Origin of the sequence: Sabulibacter ruber, assembly GCF_017355955.1 — a bacterium.
Taxonomy (GTDB): Bacteria; Bacteroidota; Bacteroidia; order Cytophagales; family Hymenobacteraceae; genus Nibribacter; species Nibribacter ruber_A.
The window spans coordinates 138,019-155,534 of sequence record NZ_JAFFID010000002.1; the positions used below are offsets into that span (position 1 = coordinate 138,019).

Below are 17,516 nucleotides of genomic sequence, written 5' to 3' on the forward strand. Positions count from 1 at the left end.
TCTGTTTCAAGTTCGTTTTTGAGGAAACAGGTTATAAACAGAAGAGGCGCCCTCCGTTAAGAAGGACGCCTCTTCTGTATTAGAATAAGCCAGGGCTTACTTGGTAAGCACCATGCGGTTAGTGTAGGTTTTGGCGCCGGTTTCTACTTTGTAGATGTAAGTACCGGCCGGTAAAGCGGCGGCGTCAAAGTTCACGGTGTAGTTACCAGATTTCTTGGTTTCAGCCACCAGTGACTTCACTTTGTTGCCCATCACGTCATACACATTAATCTGCACCGGCCCGTCCTGGGTAACCACGTAGCTGATGGTGGTATTGCCGGTGAAGGGGTTAGGGTAGCTGTACACGCGGTCATTCACTTTGTTCAAACCGGCCACGGCGGTAGAGGTGCTGGTAGCGGCCGGTTGCGTAGCTGCGTTCCACTGCGCGTGGGTGCGGGTGATGATCACGGCAAAGTCAGCGCGGGTTACGTCTTGCAACGGTTTGAAAGAAGCGTGTAGCGTAGGCTGCAGATCATACGGACCTTGGGTCACCGAGTAGTAGGCGTTAATCAGGTTCAGTTCCAAGGCCACGCTTACGTAGCCTTCTAGCCCGGCCGGAATAGAAGCGGCATCTTCAATTGGGTAGTTCACGCCGTCTACAGCCACGGTGGGGGTTTTGCCGTTGCGGGCCAGGGCAAACTCCTGCAAGCCCAGCGCCTGCACCAAAGAGTAAGACAACTCCGCCCGGTTTACTTTTCCGGCAGGCACAAACTTGCCCGGCGCTACTGGTAACATGATGCCGTTGAACTTGTGGCTCAGATCACGCAGGGCACCACCTTTGGCTACAATAGACTCGGCCAGCAGTTTTCTGTCTTTTACATCGGTTAAGGTGAAAGAACCGTCAATAGGCAGGAACTGACGGATGCCTTCGCCCATCATGAGGTAATCTGCCAGGTCAATGCGTTTCAGGAGCTCGTCTGGCTTGTAACCACCGCCAGCCAAACCATCTGCCAGGCGCGCACCTACGGCCATCTTAATGGAAGCCTCGGCGGGGTGACCGGCAATATCGGCCAGACCGGTGGTGCCAGCGGCTGTCATTTTGTTGATGAGTCCGTTGATGGTTTCGGGGAAGGCTACTCCGTTCAAGCCAGATACTTCCACAGTCCAGGCGCCGGCCTCCGGAGATGCCACGGCTACTCCACGGTCATAGCTCAGCGAGAAAGTCACCGGAATGCCCGCGCTGGTTCTCACTCCACTTGGTGAGATCAACGTCAATCTAACGGGGTTCCCGGTCTCGCCGGCAATGCCGGTTGCTTTGATCTTGGCTTCAATGCTGGTGGTACCGGCGGCAACGTTGAAAGGATACACGTTGGTAGCAGTAGTAGCGGGGTTGTAGTTGATGGTGAAGTTTTCTACTTCATTGTTTGCATTCACGTTGCTGTTAAAGGTTCTGGTCATGTTCACGGTAGAGCCATACGGCGCGGCGGTCAATCGGAACGCTTTGTCTACGGCGGCATACGCGTTCACGTAACCGGCACCTACTTCCCAAGGCTCAGCGCCGGGAATGTTGGAGGCTGTCTGCTGCAGAATCTCTTTTACCTGCGCCACGGTTAACGCCGGGTTGGCATCCAGCATAAGCGCCACAATGCCCGCCACGTGCGGAGCCGCCATAGAAGTACCGCTCATGTGCGTGTAGTACGGCAGGTGCGCAGGCTCCAGGGTAGTCACGTCTTTGTCAATAGATAGGGAAGACACCGGGGCAATGACGCGGGTTGAGACAATGTCTACGCCCGGCGAAGTTACCGTAGGACGGTCCTGCCAGGTGTAGGTTTGTCCATCAAGCGTGAAAGAACCGCCTTTGTTTTCAACCCCTCTGGAAGAAAAATCGGCTAAACGGCCCGATTTGTCACCGGCGGCCACGGCAATGACCCAAGGCGCTTTTTTATAATTACCCGTAATGGTGCTGGAGCTGGGGCCCGAGTTACCGGCGGAGAACACGACTACAATGTTCCGGTCAACGCAGCGCTTGGTGGCCAGCGTGATAGGATCGGCGGGATTCACATCGGTTCCGGTGTCGCTGGTATTCCCGAAGGAGTTGGTGATAACCCGGATGTTGTATTTAGCCTGGTTGATGAGGGCGTAATCGAAGCCGGAAAGTACGTCTAGCAGCAGCAACGCCGCGCCGGAACCGTAGCCCACCAGATCAGCGCCCGGAGCAACTCCGGTGAATTTGCCCTGGGAGGCCTGCCCGATACCGCCCACAATACCGGCTACGTGGGTTCCGTGACCACCGGTGGCATCGGTATTCGGGATGTTTTCCACCGGTGTGTAGGGCAGAATTCCGGAAACCGAGTTCAGGTTGGTCACGGAGGTAGCGTTCTGTTTCAGGTTCTTGCCAAACTGCAGGTCTGGGTGCGTGCCGTCTACCCCGCTGTCGTTTACCAGTACGCCAATGCCTTTACCCGACACCGGCAGGCCACCGTTCTTGGTGGTGAAAGCCATCTCGGTGCGTACTTTATCCACACCGGTAATGGCTCTGGCCCCATCGTTCTCATACTTCAGTGACTCATTGAGGTAGATAGACGCTACTCTGGGGTCTTTGGCCAGGGCTTCTACCTGCGAGGCAGTAGCCACCGCCCCGGCAATGGGAAGCGCGCGCAGGGTGAGGCCTTGCAGAATGCCTACCCGGGTAAGAGAGGCCACATCCAGCAGCGTGGGGGCGGCTTCTCCTTTAAAAGTGACAACCACTTGCACGGGCGTTAACCTGCCCAGAAGCGTTGATTTCAGTTTTGGATCTACAAAGGCTTGTCCAAAGACTTGCCCCACTACCATCAGGCAGAAGGCAACAACGGGTACCAGTTTTCTCATCAGGTGTAAGGGTAAAGGTTTACAATAAAAAGTTTGTTTGTTAGGTAGTTTGGGTGATAATGAGAAGGTTGAAAACCTCATTACTGACGTAACTGAAGTTTCACCAATTCACTACAATACTGATTTTTCTAAGAGAAGACTTGCACTTAAGAAAGATAATGCACTAACATTATGATAAGTTGAGTAGTAGTTATGATAACTACCCTCTTCTTGTGAGAAGCAAATCAGTTGGGAAATACCCCTTGAGAATACAAGCGAGTTGAAAGAGAAGTACAAGCTGAAGACTTCCCAAAACGTGACTTGCGGGCATAAAAAAATCCCCGGCAGATTGCTCTACCGGGGATTTCCCATTCCTTTATGTTCAACTCAGGATTTGATAGGTCTTACCTTGCCCATACCGCTGTGCTTCACTTTAGGCGAGCCTTTGTAGTCTATGCTCACAATGCCGGCAGCCTCTACGTTCAGTTCTTTGGCCACGTTTACCTTGGCGTTGCTGGCACCGGCGGCGTCAATGGTGAAGTAATCGGTTTTGAGCTCAATGGCTTTGAGGCTTGCAGCGCCGGCCAGGTCCAGCTTCACGGTTTCGGCCTGGCCGCTGAGCGTGATATCGGTGCCGCCGGCCACATCGGCAGTGAGTTGTTTCACATTGATGTCCATCTTCACATTGATTCCGCCGCTGAAATCAAATTTCAAGGCATTGGCGTTGATGGTGTTGGTGGAAGTAAGCTTGATGCCGCCGCTCAGGTCAAGGCTTTTCAGGTCTTTCACCGTCACGTAGGCCTTCAGGGTTTTGGCGTTTCTAAGGTTAGATTTCGTTTTGATGGACAGAACGCCGTTCTGCACGCTGGATTCAATGAGCGGCAAAACGTTTTCCTCGGCCTCCAGTTTCAGGCTCTCAGAGGCGCCCTGGGTAAGCACAATCTCAAAGCCGCCGCCTACCTGCAGGCTGCTGAACGAGCTTACGTTGCGGTTCTCGGTTTTCATTTTGCCGTTACCGTCCACGGTTTGGGCTTGTACTTGCTGCCCCAAACAAACGAGGGCCAGCAGCATAAAGAATTGAGCAAAGGTCTTTTTCATGGCTTTATAGGATTTAGTTCTGGGTTGTTTCTTCCATAGATGCAGAATGCGCGCAAAGGTTGCTTGCCTCCTTTAAAATTAGGTGATGCGGCAAACCGAGGCAGGCTGCGGCTTTCCTCCTTTTGCGGCTCTTTTCTGAAAACCGGGCTGAAAACCGCTTGCATGCCGCGCCGCGCGTTAGTCCCGCTCTACGCCGTCTGCGCCAAAGCGCACGTTCTGGTTGGAGCCCGTATTGCTGAAAAGACGCCAGAAACAGGAGGCGTTGTCCAGCACGCCCTCGGTGGGCCTGATGCGCAGGAGCTTCTTGCCTTCCAGCAGAACTGCCAGCTCTCCCTCGTCTGAGGCGCTCACCTGCATCACGCGCAACTGATTCCGATGCTCCCGAATCAGTTCCTGCAGTTTGCGGTCTCTCAGGTTGCTGCCCGGTACCTGCGGGTTGAAGTTAGGATCGGCTAAGGTCTGCGTATCGCGGGGGATTTCCACTTCCTCAAACCGGATGGTCACGTCGCCGTCTTCTTCCAGTTGCCAGTGGCAGGCCACCTCCAGCGTCCAGGCGCCCACGTCCAGGATGAGGCCGCTGGCGTTGGTCACGTGTGCCTTCCCGAAATGAAAGAACTGCACATGCCCCAGGCGGGTGGTTTTGGTGAGAGGAAGTTCCAGCAAATGCTGCAGCTCCGGAAATATATTATTACTCATATATTAGTGTCTGATTTGAGCCGTGAAGGTACGCATTTACTTGCACCTGTTTTGAACCCGCTTTCTGGAAAAGAGGCCTAAAACAGGAGTTAACGCCGTCTCCGTCGGTTGAAAAGGCAAATTCAACAGATTGCCGAAGTTTTGATTAACTTGATTCCGATCTCAACCTTCTGTCTATGTCACGCCTGAAGAGCTACCTGTTCCTCGGATTACTGTTTCTGGTGCATCTTGCCTTTGCGCAGGAAAAGAACGGCGGCGGCCGCCAACGTTTTCTGCTGGATTTCAACTGGCGCTTTGCCTTCGGCCATCCGTCAGACACTAAAAAGGATTTCGACCACGGCACCAGCTATTTCTCTTATCTGGCCAAAGCCGGCTACGGCGATGGTCCTGCCGCCGCTAAGTTTGATGACCGGGCCTGGCGCCAACTCAACCTACCCCACGACTGGGCGGTGGAACAGGAGTTCAGTCCGCAGGCCAGTTTCAGCCACGGGTTCAAAGCCATCGGGCGCAATTTCCCCGGAAGAAGCGTGGGCTGGTACCGGAAAACCATCCACATTCCCGCCTCGGATCTGGGCCGCCGGATTGCTTTGGAGTTCGATGGCGTGTACCGTGACTCCAAGGTCTGGGTGAACGGCCATTTAGTGGGCGCAGAGCCCAGCGGCTACAACACCTTCCGGATGGACATCTCTGAGTACCTGAACTACGGCGCTGACAATACCATTGCGGTACGGGTAGACGCCACCATGGAAGAAGGCTGGTACTATGAGGGGGCCGGGATTTACCGCCACGTGTGGCTTTCCAAAACCAATCCATTGCACGTAGCGCCCCACGGCACGTTTGTGACCGCGCAGGTAAACAATACCAACGCGGAGGTCACCGCCCGGGCCAACATCATCAACGAAAACAAAACGGTCAAAACCTTCTCGGTGCTGCAGACCGTTGTAGACGCTGCTGGCAAAACCGTAGCCACCCAACGGCAGGACAACCTTACTTTGGCTCCGTTCCAGACACAGGAAGTACGCATGGTGTTGCCGGTGACCAATGCCCGGCTGTGGGATTTGGAATCGCCGTACCTCTACAAACTGGTGACCACCGTGCTGGCCGGAAACCAGGAAACCGACCGCTACGAAACTTCCTTCGGGATCAGGACCATCCGCTTTGATGCCAGGGAAGGCTTTTTCCTGAACGGCAAGCACGTGAAACTGAAAGGCACCAATAACCACCAGGACCACGCCGGCGTGGGCACCGCCCTTCCTGATGAACTGCAGTACTGGCGCATCAAAACCCTGAAAGACATGGGTTCCAACGCCTACCGTTGCTCCCACCATCCGCCCACCCCGGAACTGCTGGAGGCTTGCGACAAACTAGGCATGCTGGTCATTGACGAAAACCGCCTGATGGGTACTTCTGAGCAGCGCATCGACGACATGAAACGCCTGATCATCCGGGACCGGAACCACCCCAGCATCATCAGTTGGTCCATTGGGAACGAGGAGTGGGCCATTGAGAACAGCATCATAGGCGCGCGCATTGCCACCACCATGCAGGACTATGCCAAGAGTCTGGATTCTACGCGGGCCATCTCGGCGGGCATCAGTGGCGGGTTTCGGAGCGGCATTTCTGATGTGCTGGAGGTGATGGGCTACAATTACCTGGGCAACGGTGACATTGAAGCGCACCACAAACAATTCCCCAACCAGCCCAGCATGGGCACCGAGGAAGGCTCTACCTTCGCCACCCGCGGCGTGTACGTCACCGACCTGGAGAAGCACTACCAGGCCGCTTATGACCGCAAGCCCCGCCCCACATTCTACTCCATAGAAGAAGGCTGGACGTTCTACGCTAACCGGCCGTGGCTGGCGGGCATGTTCATCTGGACCGGCTTTGATTACCGCGGCGAGCCTACGCCGCACGGCTGGCCATCGGTGACGTCTTACTTCGGGATGATGGATAACTGCGGCTTCCCCAAGGACAACGTGTACTACCTGCGCTCGTGGTGGTCAAACCAGCCCACCCTGCACCTGCTGCCCCACTGGAACAGGCCAGGGCAGGAAGGCAAGGAGATTCCCGTGTGGGCCTACAGCAACTGTGATGAGGTGGAACTGTTCCTGAACAAAAAGAGCCTGGGCAGACAAACCATGAAACCCAACTCGCACCTGGAATGGAAAGTAAACTACGCCCCGGGCACACTGGAAGCCGTCGGCTACAAAAACGGCAAGAAGGTTTTAACCGATGTGGTGAAAACCACCGGTGAAGCTGCTGCTGTACAGTTAACCCCGCATAAAACCTCCCTCAAAGCTGATGGCGAAGACATTGCCGTTATCACCGTATCTGTGAATGACAAAAACAAGCTGGCCGTGCCTACCGCAGGAAATGAGATCTCTTTCCAGCTCAAAGGCCCCGGCAGAATCATTGGCGTGGGCAACGGTGATCCTACTTCGCTGGAGAAAGACCGGTTCATTGAAGACATCAAAACCGTGGGCATCACAGACCTGAAAGAGAAACCAGTAGCGGGCATGGACAACGGGCAATCCGCTTTTCAGGAAACAAACGCCAGCGGCTGGGACGATGCGTTCAAGAAGCGGGACTACAAAAACCTGGCTCCTGCCTACGTACACCGCGGCTCTTTTGAACTGCCCGCCAACTTCACTGGTGCGGATGTCACGTTCTTTTACAAGAGCATCGGCCGGGAGCAAACCATTTACATCAACGGCAAAGAGATTGCCCAAAACCTGAAGGAAAGCGCCGAAGGCAACGTGTTCAAGCTGGATCATTCCATCCTGAAGCCCGGCCAGAACCAGCTGGAGATTTTAGCCACACCTATTCCTAAGAAGTATGATTGGGATAACGTGAACCAAGACCCTGGCACCTTCCAGATCTTAACGCCTGCCTCCACCTGGAAACGGAAACTGTTCAACGGCCTGGCCCAAATCATCATCCAAACTACCAAAGACGCCGGTGAAATCACCTTAACCGCCACCGGGCAAGGCCTGAAATCCACCACGTTGAAGGTAAAATCTGCGGACACGGAGAAAAGGCCTTCCATTGACTAATTACTGGATAAGCAGCAAACCCTATGCAACCTGAAAAAGCAGTACCCCTGGAAAACAACCTGGTGGACCCGAAAGAAATTCTTACATCCATGGGCTTGAAACTGCCGGAGGCTTCTACGCCCGGCGGCACGTATGTCTCGGTCAACATCCGGGAGAACATCGCGTACGTAGCCATTCAATTCCCCATCAGGAACGGTACTTACCTCTTCCAGGGAAGATTGGGAGAAAACATTTCCACCGAACAAGGGTACGAAGCCATGCAGCTTTGCGCTCTGAACGTTCTGGCCCAGATAGACCAAAAGGTGGGTTTCAGGAACCTTGTAGGATTGAACCACCTGGATGCTTACTTCCAATCCGGGGAGGAGTGGGATGATTCTCCGTTAGTAGTCAACGGCGCTTCTGACTTGTTTGTGAAAGTTTTAGGCGAAAAAGGCACCCATTCACGGGCCATCTTCGGCGTGCACAAACTGCCCAGGAATTTCTGCGTGGGGCTTACGGCTACCTTCACCATCAGGCAAGAACAATAATTTCTTAAAGCAAAGGCTCGCTTCTGGTGCGCCTTTGCTTTTATTTAAGCAACAATATAAAGTGAACACAACAAACACGCACACCATCGCTCCAAAGAAGAGTAACCCTTATCTGACCCTGTTCTTTTCGTGCTTTCTGGCGGTGTCCTTCTGGAGTTGCAGCGCCGTTAAAACTAAGGCCTACTTCATCCCTACGCTGCACAGCCTCCATAAGACCAACCAGAACTATTCCTATGACTCTCTCCGGGCCTTGGTAGCGCGTTTGAACCCCGATATCATTGCGGTGGAGATTAGGCCTGAAGACATGGGGGAAGACTCTTCTTACCTCAAACAGAATTATCCCTTTGAGATGCGGATGATGCGGTACTGGTTCCCGAATGCTGCCCTCAAAGGCTTCGATTGGTTGGGCAGCGACATTGAAGGCAAGCTAATTCCGGCCAATTACTGGAAAGAGATTTCGGCCATTAAACAGTGGGAAAAGGCTAAAAACGCAGACAGCGTTTACAGCAAAAGAAGCGCAGCCTGCAGTCCGCTATCCAACGAACGAACGCAATTACTCCAGCGCCTTTCCCTGCAGGAGTTACTCTCCAGCAAAGACGCTGAACTGACCAGACAGTTTTACCAATGCCTTTCCGAGGCCCTGAAAGGCAGTATTCATGAGCGGGTGCTGAACTTCTATGACCAGCGGAATGAGAAGATCTTAGTTAACCTCAAGCAGATACTCAGAGAAAACAAAGGCAAAAGAATTGTGATCCTCACCGGCGATGACCACTACATTCTGCTGCAAGACAAGCTAAGACACTCCAGCTTATTTTAATCAATACACTTACTACTCTCTTTACAGATCAGAAGCCATGGGAATGATTGGTAGCCTTTACAGGGTAACAACAGAAGAACTTGAAGAAATTTTAAATGACTCTTCCATTCTGGAAGAGAAAGTATTTCCGGAAGAAGGTGAAGGCCCAACCGGTCTCCTGGACCTTGACAAATCATGGGAAGGAATATACTACTTATTAACGGGTTATGGAATGGCCGAAATGGAGGAAGCGAAGCCCCTCTGTCCTGGTTCTTCTTTAACGGGCAGGTTATAGATGAGGAGCAAGATATGGGCTATGGACCCGCTTCTTACATCAATGCAGAGCAGGTTAAATTATTAAACCAGGCCCTTGCTCCTATAACAACAGAAACCCTAAAACAGAATTTTGATGGCAAGAAGATGCTAGAACAGAGCATCTACCCTACAGTATGGGATGACCCCGAATCGCTTGATTTCTTGCTGGAATGTTTTGAGGAATCAAAGGAGTTTTACAAAACTGCCGCACAAGAGAACATGGCGGTCATCTCCTTCCTGTACTAACGTGAAAATCTCTACAAAGACCCGGTCTCTTTAGGGCAAATTGCTTATCTTTCTTTGACATAGAAACCGGCAAAGCTGCGGTCTTTTTCACTCCCCCTCGTTTGGCTGAGCCGTTGTTAAATCAATAATCTTTAGCAACATGACGTACATCAAAACAGGGGTGAACCAGCCAGGCATAGTGGATCTGCTCTTCTACAAAGGCTCTACGGGCAAGGCTTTATCTAATCTGGCACACACCCTTCTGCACGGACCTTCTGGCCTTACCTCCGGCGAACGGGAGCTTATTGCCTCCTACGTGTCTAAGTTGAATAATTGCGAGTACTGCCACCGCTCCCATTCCGCTGCCGCTAACGTGCACCTGAACGATCAGGGAGAGACCGTGCGCTGCGTGGTTGAGAACCTGTCAGAAGCTCCCATCTCTGAGAAGATGAAAGCGCTCCTGACCATTGCCGGCAAAGTACAGCAAAGCGGGAAAGCAGTTCTGCCCAAAGACATAGAGCAGGCCAAAGCGAAAGGCGCAACGGATGAAGACATCCATGACGCGGTCCTGGTAGCGGCGGCTTTTTGCATGTACAACCGCTACGTAGATGGCTTGGGCACCAACCTAGCCGCCGAGGAAGAATATCCTGGCATGGGCACCAGACTGGCGAAAAAAGGCTATAAATACCCACCTTTGTTTCTTCGCAGGTTTGTGATCTGGATGATGAACAGGAAAGGCCGAAACTAAGAAAACACATCAACCCAGCCCTTTCCAACAAAAAGGGGCGCTCGCCTCTTTGATTTTTTCTGAACAGGCGTAGACCTTCTGCCTCCTGAAGACCTACGCCTGTTCTCTTTACCTCCTGAAAGCAGATACCAGGAAACTTAAAAGCTGCTTCCGGCTATTGTTCCGCAACGTTTTGCGCCGTCTGAGCTTTCTGGTTCTGCAGTTTGAGGGCTAATTCGTCTATGTACCATTTCACGTGGGGACTGCCCTCTTTCTCTGCTTTTTCCTTGGCCAGCCGGTTTTCTTTTTCCGCCTCCGCGAAGTTCTTCAGGTTGAAGTGGGCATCTGCTTTCATGTAGTGCCAGATAGACAGGCCGGGCAGGTATTGTTCGGCTACTTCCACCACCGGGAACACCATCTGGTATTCTTTCACCTCTTGGTAATTGTCGATCAGCCGGGTGAAGAAGAAGGAGGACGGTTGTTGGTTTCCCAAAAGCTGCGAGACGTATTCCGGGTGATTTTTCCGAAAGTGGTCCATTCCGTTCAGGTCAATCAGGGTCATGAGCTGGTACTCGGTGGTTGGTTCAATGGGCAACAAGGGCCGGTTATTAAGCACGTTGAAGAAATTAGCCACCGGTCCCCGGCTTTTCTGGGCGGTGTTGCTGAGCGTGATCACGGCGTATCCGGTTTCAGGGTCAAAGTACAGAGCGCTGGAATAAGCCATACCGCCCCCGCTGTGCCCGTAAATCAGGTGCTCGCCCACGGAGCCTGAGGGCAGCCAGTTTAAGCCGTAGGTAAAGACCTCGGTTTTAAGCGGCTGAGGCGTGACAGTCTGGTTCGCCGTCCGGATCATCTCCCAGGTATTGGCCGAGAAGTACTTGTGGTTCCGGTAGGCTTTGTAGAACCTGAACAGGTCCTCAATGGAAGTGAGCCATCCGCCATCCGGCCCCGCCTGCACAGCCCTGTTCTCCTCTACCAGGCGGTACTTGGTTTCTGAGAGGAATTTATAGGGCAGGGCCACGTTGGTGAGCTTTCCGTTCCTATCATTGTGGTAGAAGTTTTTGATGCCCGCGGGTTGCAGAATGCGTGCCCGTAACGCTTCCTCAAAGGTTTTACCGGTTACACGCGCCACCACTTCGCCCAGCACCTCATACCCCACGTTGCTGTACAAAGCCTGACTGCCGGGCTCCTGGAAGGCCAGTTTCACGTGGTTCATCTTTCTTTTAGAGGCAGGATTGGGCGCCGTAGCCGCGTAGCCCGAGGTATGCGTGAGCAGATGGTGCACGGTTACCTTGTCCATCAACGGCAGAGCATATTCTTCCCGGGACAGGTACTGATTGATGGGCACGTCTAACCGCAGTTTTCCTTTCTCCACCAGTTGCAACACCAGCACCGCCGTAAACATTTTGCCCAAAGACTCAATCTTGAACAGCGTGGCAGTGTTCACCGGAGCCTTGGTTTCTATGTTGGCCAATCCGTAAGACCGCTGGTAGACCACCTTGTTCTTGTGCGCGATGAGCACGTTGCCGGCATAGCCCAAAGCTTTGTACGCCTGAACAACGCTGTCTAGCCGCTGGGCATTCAGTTGCGGTTGTGCCGCCAGCGGGTTTACTGCCAGCAGCAGAAATAAAACCCAAAGGATATTCTTTTTCATAGCTTGAGTAAAAGGTTGAGAAAAGGCAAGGCGATGCCCGGAGAGCCAATGTTCTGGCCCTCAAGAGAGGGTATTTTCGCCTTAGTTTATGGAAAGGATACAAAAAGCCCTTCCTCCCGTTTTTGCTCTGGTTTGCAGAAAACAGCCGTAAAACCGGTAGGAAGGGCTTCCGTTTTTCGCTTGGTTGGCGAACGGGGAATATTATTTGGTTCTGGAGCTGGAGTTGTTGTTGATCCTGAAATTGGCTCCGTCTTTCTTCAGCATGACATCTACGTCTTCGCCGGTGGTTTTCTGGAAAATCTTTTTGTACTTCTCAAACAAGGCATCAGACTGTTTTTTGTCATTGATGAACAGGCCGTTCTTGTTGATTTCCAGTTCATAGTTATCATCGGCAGATTTGATTAACCCGTCAGACACCAGCGCGGCTTTGAGCTCTTTCATCATGGCATCGTGCTTCTTCATTCGCTCGTTGTGCTCGGCCATGCGCTTTTCGTGTTCCTTCATGCGCACGGCGTGCTCGGCCTGGCGTTTGTTGTGCTCTTCCATGCGTCTGGCATGGTCTCGCTGGCGATCTTCCTGGTGCCGCATGCGCTCGGCCTGCATGTCACGGGTTCTGGACATAAGGGCCTCCTGATGGGCGTGAAACTCCTCCATGCGGGCCTCAAACTCATCCATTTGTTCCTGGTATTCCTTCATGGCCTTTTCGTACAGCTTCTGTTCCCTTTTGTCATCAGACGAAGGAGCTACAGGTGCTACGGGTGGCACCGGAGGTACCGGCGCTACCATATCCTGGAAGTCACCTCTGGGCAACGGAGGCAGCGGGGTTCTAGGACTTCTGGGTGCTCTAGGGGCCGGCGGTGCAGGCGGCATGAAGTCATCCTCGTCTGATTCCAGCCTGTCAAGCGAAGCTTCGGCGCGGCGCATGGCTTCCTCCACCTCGTAAGAACGCCGGATGGTTTTGCCTTCTTTGGCAGCGGCCAGTTTCTGGTCAATCTGATCCTGGTACTTGCTGATCTCGCCTTTGGGCACCCGGCGGCCGTTTACGTACAGCTCCACCACTTTCCCTTTTTTGTTTTTCACGATGACCAGGTCATCATCCAGTTGCTGCAGGGTCAGTTCTTCGTCGCTGCTGTCGGTTTCAGAAAGAACAGGTGCCGTGAAGGGTTGGGCAAAGGCAGGGGCAACGGGTTTTTCTTCCTGTTCCTGGGCCGAGGCATAATTGGCGCTGGCGCTGGCCGAGAAAATGAGCAAACCGGCTACTACGGCGCAGCTGGCCAGAAAGCCTTCAGAGAAAGTAGGGCGTACGGCTGGTTTCTGTACCAACCGGGTGATGCGGCTCAGCAGAGACCGGCGGCGGCCCGAGAACGCCACTGCCAGACGCGGGGAGTTTGGTTTCTTTTTCATCATCAGTTCTTCAAGATTGGTTAACGCGTAAGCATAAGTGAGGGAATCGCCGCAGAGGGAAAGAGCGAGGTCATCGCAGGCGTGTTCCCGTTCGGTGCGGATGCAGTCAGACATCCACCAGACGGCAGGGTGGAAGAAAAACAGGGTCTCCACCACACTTTGAAATAAGTTTAACAAATAATCGCGGCGCTGCACGTGCGACAGTTCATGGGCCAGGATAGCCTCTACCTGTGCCGCTGATAAGCCGGCCAACGTACCCAAAGGCAGCAGCACCAGCGGTTTAAAATGCCCGATGACCATGGGCACCTGGATCAAGGCAGACTCGGCCATTCTTACGGCTCTTGGCAAGCCCAACTCCCGGCCTAAATCCTGTACCTTTTCTACCCACAGGGCCGGCACCGGACTGGTGCGGTAAGACCTAAGCCGCTGCACGTACACCCAGCCGCCCAGTAACCGCAGCCCCATCAGCAGCATGCCCACCAACCACAGTAGCACAATGGCCGGTAAATGCTGCTCAAAATAGGCCTGGCCTTTAGCCAGAGAGCTTTCCCAGGTAGAAGGAGCCTGCACCGAAAAAAGGTGAATGGTTTCCATGGGCTGGGTTTCTGGCGCAGAAATCAAAACCGCTGCTTTTTTGGCAATGGCCGTTTCCTTGTTGTACAGCCTGGTGTAGGTGATCACAGAAACCAGCAGCATGGCCATAAGGCCACCCCAGGCAACCCGGTAGCGGATGGCCGCTGAGTGCCGGTGCATGAGCCGGAGCAACACCGCCAGGAGCAAAGCCAGCAAGGCACCTTGCCAGAGGGAGTGCAGGAGGGTCCAACCTAAGGCGTGGGTTACCGCCTGTGGTACTACATCATGAATCAGCGTTTGAGGAGTCATCTTCTAGTTTTTTCAAAAGGTGGCGGATTTGATTCAGTTCATCTGGCGTAGTGCGGTGATTGCCCAGGGCTTGCATCACCAGTTTCATGGCCGATCCCCGAAAAGTAGTGTCCAGGAAACGGTCCAGGAGGCGTTGCTGGGTTTCATCCTCGGTCACGGCGGCGCGGTACACGTGTGAGCGGCTTTCCTCATCGCGGGAGACCAGGTTCTTTTCAAACATGATCTGCAGCAGCTTTAAGGTGGTGGTGTAGCCGGTCTCCTTGACCTTGTTCTGCTCTTCGTTCACAAACCGGACCGTGCTGGGCCCGTGCTGCCACAGGATCTGCAGGATTTCCAGTTCGGTTTCGGTGGGTTTTAGGGGTGCTGTGTTCTCCATGGTTTCTTTCCTCTCTTGATCTACGACTAACTTCGTAGACAATTATACGAAGCTTTTCGTAAAAAGAAAATAGTTAGCACGAAATTTTTCGTAGATTAAGAAAAAAAGGCACGCTGCGCCCGCTATGTCTCTGGTAGACAAACAGGTGAGGGTAATTCCCCTACAGGTACAGGACAGACAGATGCGCATGGTATAAAAGAAAAAGGTGTTTATCTCGTTCCTAGGGCTGGAGTCGGTTGCTTTGAGAGCAGCCGTTTGGCAAACTCTTCCGTACTTTACCGCATGAAGAAGACTTTACTGCTAGGGCTGGGCTTAAGCTTTCTGAGCTGTTTGCCGGCCTTGGCACAACGCTATAAAACAGCTGCCGGCTTACGAATTGGCAATGAGGAATTCGGGTTGACCGTACAGCAGAAAATTCTGGACAAAACCACGCTGGAAGGAATGGTGACTGCTGCCCCCCGGCAGGTTACCGCCACGGTGTTGGCAGAGCAGCATTTTCCTATGCTGGGCCAGCGTTTCAATTACTACATGGGCGGCGGGGTACACGGTGGCCGCCTCAAAGACTATGGTGCTATCTATGGCTTTGACGCCATCGCCGGGATAGAGTACAAAATAAACGGACTCCCTTTTCTGCTTTCGGCTGATCTGAAACCTGCCATCCATCTTCGGCACGAAGAATGGTTTGATATGGGAGGTGCCTTCTCCATCAGGTACGTAATCGTTCGGGAGAAACCGCCTACCCCTGGTCAAATCATCAAGGGCATTTTCAGCCCAAAGGGCAAGGATAAAGGCAAAGACAAGAAAAAGAAGAAAGATTCTTCCTGGTTCTAAGCGGGCAGGTGCGCTGCGTTTTGGGCGTACTTGGAAGAAAACAAAACCAAAACCGAAAGGCGCCTGCTACAAGGCCTGTTAGGCGCTGAAGGTTACTTTTCCGCCCATCACAAAAGAGCAGGCAGTGGCGGTTTCGGCGGCCTCAGCGGTGGGAGCCGGCATGCGCTTACCTGACTGGTTGATGTAGATGACTTCTTGTTTGTAGTTAAGGCCGCTCAAGGCGTCTTTCAAGGCCAAACCAGAACCAATACACATTGCGAACATTAGGATGATGACTTTCATGGCTTTATTCTTTTGAGGTTAACTGATAGACTACTGCTTTTTCTAATTGGTTGCTTCTTGCGGAGCGGAACCAGAGCTTTTCTCTGCTGTTTTCATCGTAACCGTTACAATTAAAAGATGCAGATGCTGCTTGTTTGGTTGCCCGCTCTGGTTAGTTTCTTTTCCAATGCTGTGCCAAACAGTTAAGTAATTGATTATTAATTATTTACAAATAGAGCCTGCATTTAAAAGTGTCCACCCATGAACTGAAGATGTCCACTTACGAACACTTTTGATGCAGGGGTGACCAGCCCTGAAGGACACCTAAGAATTATCTGAGATTTTCTGGGAAAGAATGCAGGGGAACGGTGCCACAGAAGCCTTTTCTGAGGCAGGAGATTATCTTAGCCTATCTCTTCCCGTACTCTTACTCTATGCTACCAGATTTAACCCCAGAATTGATTTTTCAGACTTCGCGCAGCAGTGGCCCCGGCGGACAAAACGTCAACAAAGTGGCCAGCAGGGTAGAGGTGTGGTTTTCCATTGAGAACTCTGCGCTCCTCAGCCAGGAACAGAAAGATTTGCTGTTAGAGAAACTGGCCTCCCGGCTTAACAAGGAAGGGTACTTGCATCTGGCCAGCCAGGAAGACCGCAGCCAACTGGCTAATAAAGAATTGGTGGTGCAGAAACTCTATGAGGTACTGGAAAAAGCCCTTCACCGGCCCAAGCCCCGCAAAAGAACCACCCCTTCTAAAGCGGCCGTGCAGAAACGCTTACAGAGTAAACAAAGGCAAAGCCAGAAGAAAGCAAACAGAGGTTTCCGGGGCGGAGAGGAATGAACATTTCAGGCCTGTTTTTCTAAAAACTGCCAAGGAACGGTTTTACGCAGTCTTCCGCTTCTGCAGATTGATAAACCGGAATTATACTCTTACCGATCTCTCGAAAAATCACCTAAAAACTTACCTGAACTCCCGTGGTAAGGCTGTACAGGTAGTTGGGGATGGGAACGATAGGGCGGTTTTCGTAGGTATGGGTGAAGTTGGTAACCAGCTGGAAACGGTTGTTGATCTTGGTGACAATAGAGATGTCGCCGCTGAAACGGTGGCGCGCCATGCCGGCGGGCTGGTCATACCCTACCTGGTAATAATGGATGGTGCTCAGTTCCAGGTAAGGGTTCAGGGGCAACCGGATACTGGCGTAATTTGACAGCTTAGGGATGTCTTTCCTGATGTATCGGTCTTCTTCCATGTTGCGCCAGCGCTCATGCTCATACATAACGCCGGTGCCCAGGTTAAACCGCAGATCGCCTTTCTGCACAACCGTGAACCGGATGCCCGCGCCCGCCAGAGCCCTGAACTCCAGACCCCGGTTGTAATCATACTGGGCCTGCGTGAAGGCTTCATAAGACAATCTTTCCTGCCTCCTGAACGTCACCCGCCCGTGCACATAGCCGGTTTCTACCTGGGTTTCGCCTTTCAGCCGCACGTAGTTGTAAGAAGCCAGCAACAGGTAAGTGTTATGCTCAGACACATAGCCAATGTTTCCGGTACCGGTAAGCCCGATGTAATGGTCGGTTCTGCCTTCCACCCCCACGGCCCGGTTAAACAGGTTAAGGTTCACCCCGGCTTTACCGGTAAAGTAGTGCGATGAGTCACGGTCTACCCTGGATTTTTCAACATTCAGAATCTGGCCGGAAACGGAAAAAGAAAGAAGAAAAGCAGTAGCAAAAAGGAAAGAAAGACGGAATGGTAAACGCATAAGCAAAGCAGACATGCCTACCCAGAGACATTGCCTTTATCTGATTGAACCTGAGGAGCGGAGACTTGATTGTCTGGTCACTGCAAA

At 52.7% G+C, this 17,516-nt stretch carries 14 protein-coding genes and 1 pseudogene; 7 read left to right on the forward strand and 8 right to left on the reverse strand.

Annotated features, from left to right (window positions below):
• Nucleotides 1-96: 96 nt before the first annotated feature.
• The 3 genes from JT719_RS11925 to JT719_RS11935 form a co-directional block, all read right to left on the reverse strand.
• Nucleotides 97-2,847, reverse strand: coding sequence for a S8/S53 family peptidase (locus tag JT719_RS11925; RefSeq protein WP_207433546.1), 2,751 nt, complete (start codon nucleotides 2,845-2,847; stop codon nucleotides 97-99).
• A 366-nt stretch (nucleotides 2,848-3,213) separates the two neighbouring features.
• Entirely contained in the window at nucleotides 3,214-3,924 is a 711-nt protein-coding gene (locus JT719_RS11930) for a head GIN domain-containing protein (RefSeq protein WP_207433548.1), read from the reverse strand.
• A gap of 177 nt (nucleotides 3,925-4,101) precedes the next feature.
• The gene (locus JT719_RS11935; RefSeq protein WP_207433550.1) at nucleotides 4,102-4,620 is read right to left on the reverse strand and encodes a hypothetical protein; all 519 of its coding nucleotides are present in this window, start codon (nucleotides 4,618-4,620) and stop codon (nucleotides 4,102-4,104) included.
• Nucleotides 4,621-4,796: 176 nt separating this feature from the next.
• Here JT719_RS11935 and galA point away from each other — a divergent pair, with 176 nt between their 5' ends.
• From galA to JT719_RS11965, 5 genes and pseudogenes are all read left to right on the forward strand, one after another.
• Nucleotides 4,797-7,673, forward strand: a complete 2,877-nt coding sequence (galA, locus tag JT719_RS11940) for a beta-galactosidase GalA (RefSeq protein WP_207433552.1) — start codon at nucleotides 4,797-4,799, stop codon at nucleotides 7,671-7,673.
• A 23-nt stretch (nucleotides 7,674-7,696) separates the two neighbouring features.
• Nucleotides 7,697-8,200: a RidA family protein gene (locus JT719_RS11945; protein WP_207433554.1), complete on the forward strand. Its 504-nt coding sequence runs from the start codon at nucleotides 7,697-7,699 to the stop codon at nucleotides 8,198-8,200.
• Between the two features lie 61 nt (nucleotides 8,201-8,261).
• Nucleotides 8,262-9,017 (forward strand): hypothetical protein, encoded by a 756-nt coding sequence (locus tag JT719_RS11950; protein WP_207433556.1) that lies wholly within the window; start codon nucleotides 8,262-8,264, stop codon nucleotides 9,015-9,017.
• A 43-nt stretch (nucleotides 9,018-9,060) separates the two neighbouring features.
• A pseudogene (locus JT719_RS11960) lies at nucleotides 9,061-9,557 on the forward strand (YfbM family protein).
• 139 nt (nucleotides 9,558-9,696) lie between these two features.
• Complete coding sequence (locus JT719_RS11965; RefSeq protein WP_207433562.1) at nucleotides 9,697-10,284, forward strand: carboxymuconolactone decarboxylase family protein; 588 nt, start codon at nucleotides 9,697-9,699, stop codon at nucleotides 10,282-10,284.
• A gap of 154 nt (nucleotides 10,285-10,438) precedes the next feature.
• Here the strand turns inward: JT719_RS11965 and JT719_RS11970 are convergent, their stop codons facing one another.
• The 3 genes from JT719_RS11970 to JT719_RS11980 all read right to left on the reverse strand — a co-directional run bounded on the left by JT719_RS11970 (nucleotide 10,439) and on the right by JT719_RS11980 (nucleotide 14,579).
• Nucleotides 10,439-11,917 carry a serine hydrolase domain-containing protein gene (locus tag JT719_RS11970; protein ID WP_207433564.1) on the reverse strand — a complete coding sequence of 493 codons (1,479 nt, stop codon included), beginning with the start codon at nucleotides 11,915-11,917 and terminating at the stop codon, nucleotides 10,439-10,441.
• A 201-nt stretch (nucleotides 11,918-12,118) separates the two neighbouring features.
• The gene (locus JT719_RS11975; RefSeq protein WP_207433567.1) at nucleotides 12,119-14,203 is read right to left on the reverse strand and encodes a M56 family metallopeptidase; all 2,085 of its coding nucleotides are present in this window, start codon (nucleotides 14,201-14,203) and stop codon (nucleotides 12,119-12,121) included.
• The gene (locus JT719_RS11980; RefSeq protein WP_207433569.1) at nucleotides 14,178-14,579 is read right to left on the reverse strand and encodes a BlaI/MecI/CopY family transcriptional regulator; all 402 of its coding nucleotides are present in this window, start codon (nucleotides 14,577-14,579) and stop codon (nucleotides 14,178-14,180) included. Before JT719_RS11980 ends, JT719_RS11975 begins: the two co-directional genes overlap by 26 nt.
• A gap of 282 nt (nucleotides 14,580-14,861) precedes the next feature.
• On the opposite strand from JT719_RS11980, the gene JT719_RS11985 reads away from it, so the two are divergent.
• Nucleotides 14,862-15,410 (forward strand): hypothetical protein, encoded by a 549-nt coding sequence (locus JT719_RS11985; RefSeq protein WP_207433571.1) that lies wholly within the window; start codon nucleotides 14,862-14,864, stop codon nucleotides 15,408-15,410.
• A gap of 78 nt (nucleotides 15,411-15,488) precedes the next feature.
• Here the strand turns inward: JT719_RS11985 and JT719_RS11990 are convergent, their stop codons facing one another.
• Nucleotides 15,489-15,692, reverse strand: coding sequence for a hypothetical protein (locus JT719_RS11990; RefSeq protein WP_207433573.1), 204 nt, complete (start codon nucleotides 15,690-15,692; stop codon nucleotides 15,489-15,491).
• 413 nt (nucleotides 15,693-16,105) lie between these two features.
• On the opposite strand from JT719_RS11990, the gene arfB reads away from it, so the two are divergent.
• On the forward strand, nucleotides 16,106-16,510 hold the full coding sequence (gene arfB, locus JT719_RS11995) for an alternative ribosome rescue aminoacyl-tRNA hydrolase ArfB (RefSeq protein ID WP_207433575.1): 405 nt from the start codon (nucleotides 16,106-16,108) through the stop codon (nucleotides 16,508-16,510).
• A 112-nt stretch (nucleotides 16,511-16,622) separates the two neighbouring features.
• On the opposite strand, the gene JT719_RS12000 is transcribed toward arfB, so the two are convergent.
• Complete coding sequence (locus JT719_RS12000; protein WP_207433576.1) at nucleotides 16,623-17,429, reverse strand: DUF481 domain-containing protein; 807 nt, start codon at nucleotides 17,427-17,429, stop codon at nucleotides 16,623-16,625.
• Nucleotides 17,430-17,516 lie beyond the last annotated feature (87 nt).

Excerpts from the sequence above, each read along its gene's own strand:
- JT719_RS11935 (WP_207433550.1), bottom strand. The coding sequence starts at position 4,620 with ATGAGTAATAATATATTTCCGGAGCTGCAGCATTTGCTGGAACTTCCT.
- JT719_RS12000 (WP_207433576.1), bottom strand. The coding sequence starts at position 17,429 with ATGCGTTTACCATTCCGTCTTTCTTTCCTTTTTGCTACTGCTTTTCTT.
- JT719_RS11925 (WP_207433546.1), bottom strand. The coding sequence starts at position 2,847 with ATGAGAAAACTGGTACCCGTTGTTGCCTTCTGCCTGATGGTAGTGGGG.
- JT719_RS11980 (WP_207433569.1), bottom strand. The coding sequence starts at position 14,579 with ATGGAGAACACAGCACCCCTAAAACCCACCGAAACCGAACTGGAAATC.
- JT719_RS11985 (WP_207433571.1), top strand. The coding sequence starts at position 14,862 with ATGAAGAAGACTTTACTGCTAGGGCTGGGCTTAAGCTTTCTGAGCTGT.
- JT719_RS11975 (WP_207433567.1), bottom strand. The coding sequence starts at position 14,203 with ATGACTCCTCAAACGCTGATTCATGATGTAGTACCACAGGCGGTAACC.
- JT719_RS11945 (WP_207433554.1), top strand. The coding sequence starts at position 7,697 with ATGCAACCTGAAAAAGCAGTACCCCTGGAAAACAACCTGGTGGACCCG.
- JT719_RS11965 (WP_207433562.1), top strand. The coding sequence starts at position 9,697 with ATGACGTACATCAAAACAGGGGTGAACCAGCCAGGCATAGTGGATCTG.
- JT719_RS11990 (WP_207433573.1), bottom strand. The coding sequence starts at position 15,692 with ATGAAAGTCATCATCCTAATGTTCGCAATGTGTATTGGTTCTGGTTTG.
- arfB (WP_207433575.1), top strand. The coding sequence starts at position 16,106 with ATGCTACCAGATTTAACCCCAGAATTGATTTTTCAGACTTCGCGCAGC.
- JT719_RS11970 (WP_207433564.1), bottom strand. The coding sequence starts at position 11,917 with ATGAAAAAGAATATCCTTTGGGTTTTATTTCTGCTGCTGGCAGTAAAC.
- galA (WP_207433552.1), top strand. The coding sequence starts at position 4,797 with ATGTCACGCCTGAAGAGCTACCTGTTCCTCGGATTACTGTTTCTGGTG.
- JT719_RS11930 (WP_207433548.1), bottom strand. The coding sequence starts at position 3,924 with ATGAAAAAGACCTTTGCTCAATTCTTTATGCTGCTGGCCCTCGTTTGT.